Below are 13,739 nucleotides of genomic sequence, written 5' to 3' on the forward strand. Positions count from 1 at the left end.
TTTAATGATTTCAATCTTAATGTACTTCGTAATGATTACTGCTGAGGTAGCGGTAAAAATCTGTCAACTTCATGGTCAAAACACGATTGACTACATTGACTTGGTTGATTAATTGCTGATAATCCAGATTAACTGGACCGATAATGGCTAGAATTCCAACTCCCCGATAAGGAATGAGGAACTTGCTACTAATCACCGCTAGGTCGGCTAGACAGGACTCTTGACTGTCTGCAACGCGAACGTTTTGCATCTGATCTTCACGCATACCCTCACGAATCTCCAGAGCCACCTTTTGCGGTTGGTCAAAGAACTGATAAGCTGCCAGATTTGCAAAATTCAAGAGATTGACTTTGCCCGCCACCACAATGTTTTCGTTGAACATTTCCTTAAAGATATGTTCAAAGAGATCGATAACATTGTCCGTTGTTGTAAAGTAACGCTGGATAATCTGCGGAATCTCCGTCCGAATCTTGTAGTGAATATCTAGAACGGTGTGGCCGAGGAAACGTTCCTGAATGATGCTCTTCAGCTTCAGCAAATCCTCCTGCAAAAAGTTCCTTGGAATCAGAAACTGACTGGTAACCGTTCGAGACTCGTCTAGGGTGAATACCGCCAAGGCTGTATGTTGCCCCAAAACAACGATATCAAAGGCTGTCAAACGTTGCCTGCTCGGCTCAACATCCAGTGCTACTACCGTACAGCCACTCAAGTCTGTCAGCAGGTTAGCAGCCTCTTGCAGAATATCCTCCAATTTGAAGAATTCCTGATCAAAGGCTTTGACAATCTCATATACCTCATTTTCAGCTAGTCGGTCAAAATCCAGTGAGTGTTTCACATAGTACTGAAAACCAGCAACACTTGGCATCCGACCACTTGAAGTATGGGCCTTCTCAAGCAACCCTTGCTTTTCTAGAGCCGCCATGTCATTACGAATGGTTGCACTGCTAGAGTTAATAGACTCTTGCAAGGCTTTGGATCCGACAGGTTCGTGCGTTTTGGTAAAGATGTCAATAATCAGATTTAAAATATCCTGCTGACGCTCTGTAACCATCTCATCACTCCTCTCTGTCTGATCGATTAGCACTCGATACACTCAAGTGCTAACTTATGATTCTATTATACACCCTTAAAAGAGAATGTCAAGATAAAAACTCAAAAAATTAGCACTCTTTTATCAAGAGTGCTAAAAATCAGTCTGAAGACCTAGAAAAAAAAGACCGCCCTCAGGCAATCTTTCCTCTATATTAGTAAAGGTCTAAATAATTATCAATTTCCCATTGTGAGACGAAGGTTGCATAACTTGCCCATTCGATTCGTTTGGCTTCAAGGAAACTAGTATAGATATGTTCTCCAAGAGCCGCTCTTACAACTTCATCTTCTGTCAAAGCTTTTAAAGCGTTGTGAAGGGTTGATGGAAGGTCCGTAATACCAGCTTCCTTGCGCTCTTCTGCTGTCATGATGTAGATATTTTCTTCGATAGGAGCTGGTGCTTCAATTTTGTTTTCAATACCATGCAAACCAACTTCCAAAAGAACCGCCATAGCGATGTATGGGTTTGCCATCGGATCCACTGAACGCAACTCAAGACGAGTTCCCATACCACGTGAAGCAGGCACGCGCACAAGTGGCGAACGGTTACGACCAGCCCAAGCAATGTAAACAGGCGCTTCATAACCTGGAACCAAACGTTTGTATGAGTTAACCGTTGGGTTCATGATGGCAGTATAGTTGTAGGCATGCTTGATCAAACCGCCAAGGAAATAGTAGGCCGTTTCTGACAACTGCATTCCTTTTGGATCATTTGGATCAAAGAAGGCATTGTTTCCTTCTGCATCAAACAAGGACATATTACAGTGCATACCTGATCCGGCAATACCAAATTTTGGTTTGGCCATAAAGGTTGCGTAAAGACCATGTTTGCGAGCAATGGTTTTAACAACGAGTTTAAAGATTTGAATCTTATCACAAGCACGGAGAACTTCATCGTACTTAAAGTCAATCTCATGTTGTCCAACCGCAACCTCATGGTGACTTGCTTCTACTTCAAATCCCATTTTGGTCAAGACATTGACAATCTCACGACGTGTATTGTCCGCAAGGTCAGTAGGCGCCAAATCAAAGTAGCCACCCTTGTCATTTACTTCAAGTGTTGGGTCTCCATTTTCATCAAGTTTAAATAGGAAGAATTCTGGTTCTGGTCCAAGGTTGAAGGACTTGAATCCCACTTCTTCCATGTGACGAAGAGCACGTTTCAAATTGCCACGAGGATCACCTGCAAATGGCTCACCTTCTGTTGTATAGACATCACAGATCAAACCTGCAACACTTCCATTTTCATCTCCCCAAGGGAAGACTGTCCATGTATCCAAGTCAGGGTACAAGTACATATCTGACTCATTGATACGTACAAAACCTTCAATAGAAGATCCATCAAACATAGCCTTATTTGACAAGACTTTATCTAACTGTTCATCTGTAGCAGGAATTTCGACGTTTTTCATGGTTCCCAAAATATCTGAGAACATGAGACGAATAAAGGTAACATTTTTTTCCTTGACTTCACGACGAATATCTGCAGCTGTGATTGGCATGAGTTTTCTCCTTAATGTATAACTACTTGCGGTTGCCTAACCGCGACCAAAAGGTGACCGTACTGAAGCAAAGCGACCCTGTTGGAGGAGTTCATTATGAAGTGCACGACGCACCTCAGTCTGACTCACCGCTTTCTTGGATTTCGCTTCACGTTCAGCATATTTTTTCTTGATGGCAGCGATATTATAACCTTCAGAGATATAATCTTTGATTTCAAGCAGACGATCCATGTCATTCAAGGAATACATGCGACGGTTCCCTTCGTTTCGATCAGGCTTAATCAACTCTTGATCTTCATAATAACGAATCTGACGCGCCGATAGGTCGGTCAACTTCATAACACTGCCGATAGGAAAAACAGCCATATTTCGGCGAAATTCTTTTTCCTTCATTTACAATTTCCTTCTTTCTGTCTATTATAGTCTAAAAAAAGACAAACGTCAATTGATAATGTTATAAAATGTAACATTATTTTTCTTTTTTCTCTAAAATGAGCCGAATACGATCAATATCGTAATTTACGAGAATTGCGACAAAAACTCCCATGAAAGTTTCCGATACACGCGCAAATACGTACAAAATCGTTTCACCGCTCGGAATCGATAGGGTAATGATTAACATAGCTGCTACACCACCAATAACACCTGCTTTGTTATTCATGGCTACATTTGTCATAATGGTTAACATGGTGCAGATTGGAACAACAACCAAGGTCACCCAAAAAGCTTCGTGGAAAAAGGTATTTAATAGGAAGAAGAGAAGGGCATAGAGGCCACCGATACTATTTCCTAAAATACGCGAAGTCCCAAAATGAACACTCTTATCAAAACTCTCCCTCAGGCTAAACACAGCTGTCAAAGCACCAATTTGAAGACCTTTCCAGCCAAAAAAGCCAAAAATCAAGAGAACTAGAAAAACAGCAATACCTGTTTTAAAGGTTCGCATACCAAGTTTAAACTGGGATTTATCGAATTTATATTTTTTAAAATAACTCATAATCTCAACTTTCTATTTCCATTTTATCATAAATCGGTGATTTTTATGAGTAATAGTTGAGAGGAAGCGTTTTTATTTTAAGCAAAAGAAAAGAGGAACTTTCATTCCTCTCTTCTTTGATTGTTTATAAAATCTTATTTTTCTGTCAAGGCTGCAAGTCCTGGAAGAACTTTACCTTCAAGAAGTTCCATTGATGCTCCACCACCAGTAGAGATCCATGAGAATTTGTCTGCACGTCCAAGGTTGATCGCTGCAGCAGCTGAGTCACCACCACCGATGATTGATTTAACGCCTGGTTGTTTTACGATAGCGTCCATCACACCGATTGTACCAGCTTGGAAGTCAGGGTTTTCAAACACACCCATAGGTCCGTTCCATACAACTGTTTTGGCACCAGTCAAAGCTTCGTCAAATTTGGCGATAGATTTTGGACCGATGTCAAGACCAAGGAAGCCTTCAGAAACTGCTTCACCTTCAGTGTCACGCACTTCAGTGTAGCCAGCAAATGCGTTAGCTTCTTTTGAGTCAACTGGCAAGATCAATTTACCGTTTGCTTTTTCAAGAAGAGCTTTCGCAACATCCAATTTGTCTTCTTCTACAAGTGAGTTACCGATTTCGATACCTTGTGCTTTGTAGAATGTGTAAGTCATACCACCACCGATAAGGACTTTATCAGCTTTTTCAAGCAAGTTTTCGATAACACCGATCTTGTCTGAAACTTTTGAACCACCAAGGATAGCCACGAATGGACGTTCTGGAGCTTCAACTGCTTCTTGGATGTAGGCAATTTCGTTTTCAAGAAGGAAACCAGCAACTGCTTTTTCAACGTTTGCTGAGATACCAACGTTAGATGCGTGTGCACGGTGAGCTGTACCGAATGCATCGTTTACGAAGATACCATCTCCAAGTGATGCCCAGTATTTACCAAGTTCAGGATCGTTTTTAGATTCTTTTTTGCCGTCAACATCTTCGTAACGAGTGTTTTCAACCAAAAGAACTTGTCCATCTTCAAGAGCGTTGATAGCTGCTTCCAATTCAGCACCACGAGTTACACCTGGGAAAACAACATCTTGACCAAGTTTTGCTGCCAAGTCTGCCGCTACAGGAGCAAGTGATTTACCAGCTTTATCAGCTTCTTCTTTCACACGTCCAAGGTGAGAGAAAAGAATTGCACGTCCACCTTGTTCGATGATGTACTTAATAGTTGGAAGAGCTGCTGTGATACGGTTGTCGTTAGTGATTACGCCATCTTTCAATGGTACGTTGAAGTCAACACGAACGAGGACTTTTTTACCTTTCAAGTCAACGTCTTTAACAGTAAGTTTTGCCATGTTACAAAAACCCCTTTATTTATTTTATTCGAAACTATTATATCACACTTTGGAAATATAAGGAAAGATTTCACAAGATTTTTCGATATTTAATCTTCATCTTCTTTTTTCTGTTTCAAGGTCAAGGCTAAACTAGCAAGACCAAGGCTGGCCAAGCCTGCTATTAGGGCTTCATTAGCATCAACTGTTCCTGTATTTGGCAATTGTTTGCTTGCTTCTTCTGATTTAACTGCTGTATTTTGGGCTGGTTTTTCTTGTGTAGGCGCTACTGCTGGTTCAGTTTTTACTTTTGTTCCAATTTCAACAATTTCTGGAATCGCTTCTTGGATAACTTCTGTTGAACGAAGGCGACGCTGACCATTTTCATCAACTTCAAAGACATGTCTTAACAGACCATCTCGTCCCTGTATGATGACTCGTTGTTCCCCAACTAGCATATCAGCATTTTCATGCTCTTGACGATCAAAGGCAACCTTTTCCTCTTGAACTTCCAATTTAGGAGCCTTTTGTTGATCAGAAGCCGGTTGATTAGTAGTTTTTGGAAGATCTGTGTTTTGTGGTGCTGGATTGGCAGGAATGAGACCAGTACCTACTTCTACGATTTCAGGACTTGCTTCTTTCAAAACTTCTGTAGCGCGAAGCGTACGATTGCCTTGACTATCTACTTCAATCAAGCGACGAATTTGTCCTTCAACTCCTTCTTGGACAAGTTGACGTTGACCGACTGTAAGATTTGGATTGGGACGTTCTTGGTGTTCGAAGGCAATACTTGTCTCTTCAATTTCTAATTTTGGAGTATCCACAACCAAATTCTTGACACCTTCAGTTGGTTCCTTGCTTGAAATAACTTTTTCTACTGGTTTAGCAGGTTGTGGTTTTTCAGCAGATTCATAAACAAAGGCATAATGAGTAAAGTGTGGCGCTGTAAAGATGACATGACTATCCGTTTGTTCAAAAGCCAATTCTACTGCCTCTTTACCTTCAGGTAAGAAGAAGACTTTCTTCACTTTCTTATCTTTTTCAATTGGAATTTTCACAATAGAAGCGTAAGAGAGATCAACGTCTTGACCTTTTTCATCTAGACCTTCTATTTCAAAGACATGAGCATCTTCTCCAGCAAAGTATTTCTTCTCTTCATCACTTGCTTGAACACGTTCTACTTTCAAGCCCTTGATGACAGTCTTCTCTTTATTTGAGAAGTGTACTTCAACACCTGTTTTACTATCAGAAAAGACTGCTGGTTTGTCTTCTTTCAATAGGGCAACCAGATCTTTTAGACTCTGTTTCGCTGTCGCAAGCTCTTCTGGACTCAAATCTACTTTTTCAACCAAGACCTTGTTCTTTTCAAGAAGTGGGGCTAGGGCAGAACCTGAAGGATGGTTTGGTTTGGCAGCTAAGAGCTCTTGAGCCTCACCTGTTAAGCGATCGAGTTCTGTCTTTTCTTCCGTAAATTTCTCTTGACCATTCAGAGCTTTATGAGCTTCTGTCAATTTATTAAGTCGGTCATTAACCTGATCTTGGGTGCTAGTTTCATGGTCTTTCAACACTTGTTCGGCCGCTTCAATTGCTTTCAAGAATGCTTCTTTTACTTCTGGCGAAGCAAAGTTATAGACCACCTTGTTCTTAGCCGCTTCAACTTCTGCTAATTTTTGTTTAAGGTACTCATCGTTCAATGCTGCTTTTGGAGATACCAAAACATCAAAGTTGACTTCATGTCCTTGGTAACGAAGCGTCAAGGTTTGACGACCAGTCTTTTGAGCATCGTAACCAGAAATTTCAACTCCCTCATCAGTAAAGGAATGTTCTTCCATGGTGTCATTACTATAAGCCACTGCAAAGCGTCCTTCAGACAAGTCTAAGCTATCACCAACTAGGTAATCTTTTTTGGGTTCCTGACTTACTTCAATTCCCAAAATAGTTTTCGGACTTGCTTCATCTTGACTAGTAACAGTCACTGATAAATTAGCATGTACCGGTTGCCCCAAATATTGTAAAGTAAGATTTTGTTCTCCCTTATGATGCGTATCAAAACCTGACACTGATACACCCGCGTGAGTTAGGCGAATAAGTTCGTCCTCAGCTCCACCTTCATACTGAACTCGAAGAACACCACCTCTAAGGTCTAAATTCTCCCCTTCGGCGTAGCTTGTTTTCTTAGGTCCTGTTTCTAGGCTGACTGACTTGATTCTTCTGTCATCTTTTGGAACGGAAACTGCTAGGATATTACTAATTTCCTTGCCTGGCAACTGGGTACGATAGTAAAGAAGACCAGATTGATTTGTCAAATCCAATGGTGCACTTGCTAGGTCTCCTCCAACTTCGCTCTTCAAGGTTGCAAGCGGAGTTTGAGAATTTGGATTATCATAAACGGTAATGGTTGCTCCAGCTGGTACATCCGCAAAGCCAACTTGTACCTTGTTATTGCCTAGAGAACGGGCTGCAGCCTTGGCCATCGGAATATTGACACTCTCAGTATCAAGCTTTTCATACATTTTCCAGTTATAGATACGAATAGCCTTCCATGGGGTTCCATTGTCAGAAGTGACAACATTCAAGCGCCAATCTTGAGCTGTGATTGGTTTATCAAGGGTAATATCTGTAACATGGGCTTTATTGCCACGGACTTCCTTAGCCAATTTCCATTGACCATCCGCATCTTTATAATAGAGGTCAAAGTCTTTGGTGTTCATCAAACCGTCGTTTACAGATTCTCCACCAGCTCCAGCATGGTCCATCACCCATCTAACAACTGTACGTGGCTGGGTCAAACGAATATCCACACTACCACTTAACTGTCCAGAAGACCACTTGTCTGAAAGACTGGTAATGGTACCATTCAACATACCTTCAATACCTTCTCCACCTTCAGTCTTAGGGAAAGTACTATCAATAACTGTTGCACCTGGAACGATATTTTCAGCTAGCGGTTTTGGTAGGCTGGTATCTTTTACAGTCATGCCCCAATCAAAGGTTGTAGTTGCAGCTTCTGAACGAACTCCATTTTTACCGACTGCTACAACCTTCAGTTCTTGAGTTGTACCTTGAGCACTTGCTGAGCGGCTAACTTTTGGTAGATAAATAGTTGTAGAAGATGAGCCAGTTAGTAATTTCCAGCTGTCTCCATCTTTTTCGTAAACTTCATAGAAATCTGCATCCTTGTTTCCTTTAAATTGCACAACTGCTTCCGCTTCTTGGGCATTTTTAAGGACTTGTTTGGCTACAGCAACTGTGGTTGGTGCCTGAGGAGCATCTTGATTATTGCTGATGGTCAATTGCCCCAGGTTAAATTGATAACCTTTTAAGTCTTTGTCATTTTCAAAATAGAGTTTAATACCGTAAATTGTTTTGCCCGCCAAGGCACTCAAATCAAAATCATCGGTAGTCCAGTTATCTGAAACTGTCAATTCTTTACGGGCAGCTTCATCACCGTAGGTATAATCTTTCTTGGTTGCAAATTCTACATAAACCTTGGTACCCTTGCCTCCTTTGTGGGCAACATGTAATTTGGTTGTATCTGTCACCTTCAAGCGAGTAGAGTACAAATTCACATCTTGCTTGGTCGCACCTGAAAGATCCCCTGCAAATTTGAGAGAAGTTCCACCATTATAAGCATCTTCAAAATCATAGCTTGCTTTCAACTTATCACCAGTTGATTTTTGCCACCAGCGCCATGTTGGAAGAACACCTGAAACTGAACGGTAATTCCACTCAGAATCCTTAGAAACCTTACCATCTACGAACCACTTTCTACCATGACCTGTATTAAAAGAAGTAGTAAAAGTATTACCTACTGCTGGCGTACGGTCCGCAACTAGGTTAGCAATACCATACCAATCTTTGTCACCTGGTTTTTGACCAGTAGGATCCCCTTGGTAACCTGTAAAGAAGATATCTTCATTTTTATGGTAATCTTCACCCGTTTTTCCTAAACTTGTAATGGTATCTAGGGCGAACAAACCAAGAGAAAGGCGCAATTTCCCATTTTCATCTAAAATGTCATTCCATTTGACCTTGGTCTTGTAGGAACCACCCTGTTGCAATTCCAAACCTGCAAATACGTCATAAGGATTACGACCAATCCAGTTGGCAGTTGCAATAGTGTAATCATTTTTAGCCTTATCCCAGTTAAAGTTAGCAAAGAAGTTATCTGCTGGAACCTTATCTCCTTCAGGTTGCATGAATTGGTAGTTGTATTCTCCCAAACCATCTTGGTGGTAACGTCCATAGTTATAAGTCATGGCATCGTACCAAGAATACTTGATTGGATGGTTTACCTTAGCAGCATACTCCTTAGTATAGAGCATAAACTGGCGCATCTTTTCTCCAAGAGGTTCAACCAAATCCCCAGTTGTTTCCTGGTTGATGAAATAGCCATCATAGCCATAATACTTGGCCATATCTACCAATTTACGGGCAATTGGGAAGCTACCATCTGGGTCTTGCTTCAAAGCTTCAGCAAATTTTTCTTGATCTGCAATACTATTAGACCAGTTGAAGAAGAGTGTACCATATACAGGAACCCCGTTACGGTGACCTGCATCAATAACGTCAGGAGTTGGTACGAGACCTTCCCAGAAGACCATTGAATCTAGATATTGCCAATAGTCAAAAGCATAAGCCTTGAACTCTTCTCCACCAACAGAAGCGTGGTCTTTTGCTTTAGAGTTGGTGTTTGATAGGGCTTGTACTTTTGCTTCCTTGCTAGCTTTTTCATTGACTAAATGACCTGTCCGACGTGAAGCGAGGGCGACAGACCCGCGGTTAATAGCATCATCTTCACGAGCACCTGGTTCCCATTTTAACAATTCTTCCCAAGAATTAAATTTGATTTCCTTTGGTTTTAATGTTTTTTCTGTATTTTTAGGGACATCTGGCTGGACTTCTTTTTCAGTCTTATTAGCTTCTGCTGCTGGCTTAGACTCATCTCCTTGGCTAGTTGCTTCAGGCTTTGCTTCCGTTTCCTTGTCAGACTTAGGTTTTGCTTCTGCAGATGGTGTTTCTGCAACCACCTCACTTGCTTTTTCCTCTGGTTTAGCTGCGCTAGCTGCTTCTGCAGTTTCAGTAGTTGCAGCTTCATTGCTTGCTGGCGAAGCAGTTTCAGATGCTGTCGCTACTCCTTCTGCCTTTTCTGGCTTGTTTTCTCTAGCCTGTTCTCCTTCATGCTGCTTGTCAGCTTCATTAGTTGGATACTCACTCTCTCCTGAAACAAGCTCTGTATTGGCTCCGTTATTTTCAGGAACTGCAGTTTCTTCAGCCAAGGCTGGACCAGCAAATAAAACAGCACCAATCATCAGCGAGCAGGCTCCTACTGATAACTTACGAATACTGTAACGACAACGTCTTTCAAAAAATGGATTCTTCATTTTCTCCTCCTAAAAAATTGATTTTGTTGCACAAAAGAAAGCGCTTAACTTTCTTTATAAAATTTTTATCCCAATCACAGGGACCAAGATAATTCCTCCCTCATTTTAAAATATTTCTTTTAAATGTCAATATATAAAAGGAAATACCTATATCTAGGTTAGAAATTGGTAAAATTAATATAATCAAGGCCCATTCTAACGAATTTTCTTTCTAAAATCTTAGCTTAACACTTGTTAGATTTACTTTTATCCTTTAAAATAGAATAGGAGAAATTCCGTTATTATTTTTCGGAGGAAAAAGAAATGTCCATTAATTGGCAGGAAATTTTATTTCACTTTTTAGGTGGTCTGGGACTATTCTTATATAGTATCAAGACCATGGGAGACGGTTTGCAACAAGCTGCTGGAGATCGCCTTCGTTTTTACATTGACAAGTACACTAGCAATCCGTTCTTCGGTGTGCTAGTTGGTATCGGTATGACGGCGCTAATTCAGTCAAGTTCTGGGGTCACAGTCATTACAGTGGGGCTAGTCAGCGCAGGACTTTTGACCTTGCGTCAAGCTATCGGTATTGTCATGGGTGCCAATATTGGAACTACCGTTACATCCTTTATCATCGGTTTTAAGCTAGGAGATTACGCCTTACCAATGCTTTTCATCGGAGCGATTTGTCTCTTCTTCACCAAGAATCGCTCTATCAATAACATCGGACGTATCATTTTTGGTGTAGGTGGTATCTTCTTCGCTCTCAATCTTATGAGCGGTGCAATGGAACCTCTAAAAGACCTGCAAGTCTTTAGAGACTATATGGTTGAACTAAGTAAGAGTCCTATTCTAGGTGTCTTTGTCGGAACTGGACTAACCCTACTCATTCAAGCTTCTTCCGCAACTATCGGTATCCTACAGAATCTTTACGCAAGTGGTTTGATTGATCTACAAGGTGCCCTACCAGTCTTGTTTGGTGATAATATCGGAACGACCATTACAGCTATTATTGCTTCTCTTGGAGCCAATATCGCTGCCAAACGTGTTGCTGGTGCCCATGTCGCCTTTAACGTGATTGGTACGGTTATCTGTATTGTCTTCCTTGTACCTTTCACTGGCTTGATTCAATGGTTTGAATCTACACTCAATCTGGCTCCAGAAATGACCATTGCCTTCGCCCACGGAACCTTTAATATCACAAATACTATTATCCAATTTCCATTCATCGGAGCCTTGGCCTACTTTGTAACCAAGCTCATCCCTGGTGAAGATGAAGTTGTCAAGTACGAGCCACTTTATCTTGATGAGCATTTGATTAAACAAGCTCCATCAATCGCTCTCGGAAATGCCAAAAAAGAACTCCTTCACTTGGGAAATTATGCTTCTAAAGCCTTTGACCTTTCATACAACTACATCATTAACCTCAATGAAAAGGTTGCTGAAAAAGGCCACAAGACAGAAGAAGCCATCAATACCATTGATGAAAAATTGACTCGTTACCTTATTACTCTTTCAAGTGAAGCTCTTAGCCAGAAAGAAAGTGAAGTGCTCACCAACATTCTTGATTCATCCCGCGATTTGGAACGAATTGGGGACCACGCAGAAGCGCTAATCAACCTGACTGACTACCTTCAACGTAAAAACGTTGAGTTCTCTGAAGCTGCTTTACAGGAATTAGCTGATATCTATCAAAAGACCACTGGCTTTATCAAAGATGCCCTTGACAGCGTGGAAAACAATGATATTGAAAAAGCTCAAAGTCTGATTGAACGCCATAAAGAAATCAACAATATGGAACGTGTTCTCAGAAAGACCCACATCAAACGCCTCAACAAGGGCGAGTGTTCAACACAAGCTGGGGTCAACTTTATCGACATCATTTCCCACTATACTCGTGTATCTGACCACGCTATGAATCTAGCTGAAAAGGTCATCGCTGAACAAATCTAAGAACCAAGAAGCTATCCTAAATAGGATGGCTTTTTTCTTTTCCTAATCTAGAATTGCTTTTCTAACATATAGAAAAATGCTTTGATTCACAATGGAATCAAAGCATTTTAAAGAGCTCCCCATACATAAGCGCAGAAGCTGCGGTTCCTCTGTACTTAGCTTCTTCTCTTTTAATAAAGCGAGCTAAGTTGAGCAACTCAGGTGCCGGATGTTTGGGATTTAGGAGCAATTCACGATTGACCAGGCCTGAGAGACGAACTGCCAGCAATTGCTCATTTGTAGTAGACAGTTTTTTAGCAGTCTCTAGGAGAGCAGCAACTAAATCTTCACTCAAATCATGTCGAGCATGATTGTAAAGATCTTTTACAAGGATTTCTAGGTTTGGTTCTACCATCCCTACCACCTCCTTAAGTTTAATAATTTTTAATCAAGTCAACTGTTGAACGATCCAATTTTTTCACCAAGGCTTGCAAGAAAGCTTGAGCTTCTAGGAAGTCATCCATTGCATAGAGGGTTTGGTGAGAGTGGATATAACGAGCGCAAACACCGATTGTTGTTGATGGGACACCACCATTTTTCAAATGAGCTGCGCCAGCGTCTGTTCCGCCTTTACCACAGTAGTATTGGTACTTGATTCCAGCTTCTTCAGCAGTTGTCAAAAGGAAATCCTTCATCCCTGGGAGAAGCAAGTGACCTGGGTCGTAGAAACGAATCAAGGTTCCATCCCCAATCTTGCCTTGACCGCCATAAACATCACCTGCTGGTGAGCAATCAACTGCTAGGAAGACTTCTGGATCAAACTTGGTTGTAGATGTATGAGCACCGCGGAGACCAACTTCTTCTTGGACGTTAGAGCCAAGATAGAGTTCATTTCCGAGTTTTTGACCTGACAGAGCTTCTGCCAACTCGCTCACCATAAGAACTCCATAGCGATTGTCCCAAGCTTTTGAAATGATATTTTTTTCATTGGCTGTTAAGATAGCGGAACTATCTGGGACAATGGTGTCACCAGGACGGATTCCAAAGCTTTCTGCCTCAGCCTTATCCGCAAAACCGCCATCAAAGACGATATCTGCAATGGCAGGCATGGTTGGTCCGCCCTTACCACGAGTCAAATGTGGCGGAACAGAGCCTGAAATCACAGGAATTTCACGACCGTCACGAGTAAAGAGTTTAAAGCGCTGGCTACTAACCACCATAGGATTCCAACCACCGATTTCTACGACACGGAAGGTACCATCTGGCTTTATTTCGCTGACCATAAAACCAACTTCATCCATGTGAGAAGCGACCAAGACGCGCGGTGCATCTGCAGCTTCTGAATGTTTGATACCAAAAATACCACCCAAGCCATCTGTCACCACTTCATCCACGTGCGGTGTCAACTTTTCACGAAGATAAGCACGGACAGGTGCTTCATGACCTGAGATCGCAGCAAGTTCTGTTACTTCTTTGATTTTTGAAAATAATGTTGTCATTTCAGTTCCTTCTTTCTTTCATCCATTTTACCACTTTTTATAGG

Annotated in this window: 9 protein-coding genes and 1 pseudogene; 1 reads left to right on the top strand and 9 read right to left on the bottom strand. The window is 41.4% G+C overall.

Annotation, left to right across the window (positions count from 1 at the left end; genetic code table 11):
- Nucleotides 1–16: 16 nt before the first annotated feature.
- From hrcA to M1F55_RS09085, 7 genes and pseudogenes are all read right to left on the bottom strand, one after another.
- A complete protein-coding gene (gene hrcA / locus M1F55_RS05615) occupies nt 17–1,051 on the bottom strand; it encodes a heat-inducible transcriptional repressor HrcA (protein WP_049515972.1) in 1,035 nt (344 codons plus the stop codon).
- A 193-nt stretch (nt 1,052–1,244) separates the two neighbouring features.
- On the bottom strand, nt 1,245–2,591 hold the full coding sequence (gene glnA / locus M1F55_RS05620) for a type I glutamate--ammonia ligase (protein ID WP_049515973.1): 1,347 nt from the start codon (nt 2,589–2,591) through the stop codon (nt 1,245–1,247).
- 36 nt (nt 2,592–2,627) lie between these two features.
- Nucleotides 2,628–2,984 carry a transcriptional repressor GlnR gene (gene glnR, locus M1F55_RS05625; protein WP_000659548.1) on the bottom strand — a complete coding sequence of 119 codons (357 nt, stop codon included), beginning with the start codon at nt 2,982–2,984 and terminating at the stop codon, nt 2,628–2,630.
- 76 nt (nt 2,985–3,060) lie between these two features.
- Nucleotides 3,061–3,588 (bottom strand): FUSC family protein, encoded by a 528-nt coding sequence (locus M1F55_RS05630; protein ID WP_049515975.1) that lies wholly within the window; start codon nt 3,586–3,588, stop codon nt 3,061–3,063.
- Nucleotides 3,589–3,722: 134 nt separating this feature from the next.
- Nucleotides 3,723–4,919: a phosphoglycerate kinase gene (locus tag M1F55_RS05635; RefSeq protein WP_049515977.1), complete on the bottom strand. Its 1,197-nt coding sequence runs from the start codon at nt 4,917–4,919 to the stop codon at nt 3,723–3,725.
- A gap of 89 nt (nt 4,920–5,008) precedes the next feature.
- Nucleotides 5,009–9,928 (bottom strand): endo-beta-N-acetylglucosaminidase, encoded by a 4,920-nt coding sequence (locus M1F55_RS05640; RefSeq protein ID WP_414716367.1) that lies wholly within the window; start codon nt 9,926–9,928, stop codon nt 5,009–5,011.
- Nucleotides 9,929–10,219: 291 nt separating this feature from the next.
- Nucleotides 10,220–10,282 (bottom strand): annotated as a pseudogene (locus M1F55_RS09085) (YSIRK-type signal peptide-containing protein); the annotation flags it as partial.
- A gap of 303 nt (nt 10,283–10,585) precedes the next feature.
- Here M1F55_RS09085 and M1F55_RS05645 point away from each other — a divergent pair.
- On the top strand, nt 10,586–12,217 hold the full coding sequence (locus tag M1F55_RS05645; RefSeq protein ID WP_004255933.1) for a Na/Pi cotransporter family protein: 1,632 nt from the start codon (nt 10,586–10,588) through the stop codon (nt 12,215–12,217).
- Between the two features lie 97 nt (nt 12,218–12,314).
- Here the strand turns inward: M1F55_RS05645 and M1F55_RS05650 are convergent, their stop codons facing one another.
- Nucleotides 12,315–12,611: a bacteriocin immunity family protein gene (locus M1F55_RS05650; RefSeq protein ID WP_004255931.1), complete on the bottom strand. Its 297-nt coding sequence runs from the start codon at nt 12,609–12,611 to the stop codon at nt 12,315–12,317.
- Between the two features lie 19 nt (nt 12,612–12,630).
- Nucleotides 12,631–13,695 carry a glutamyl aminopeptidase gene (gene pepA, locus M1F55_RS05655; RefSeq protein WP_004255930.1) on the bottom strand — a complete coding sequence of 355 codons (1,065 nt, stop codon included), beginning with the start codon at nt 13,693–13,695 and terminating at the stop codon, nt 12,631–12,633.
- Between the last annotated feature and the right edge of the window lie 44 nt (nt 13,696–13,739).

The organism is Streptococcus mitis, assembly GCF_023109235.1.
GTDB classification, from domain to species: domain Bacteria; phylum Bacillota; class Bacilli; order Lactobacillales; family Streptococcaceae; genus Streptococcus; species Streptococcus mitis_DA.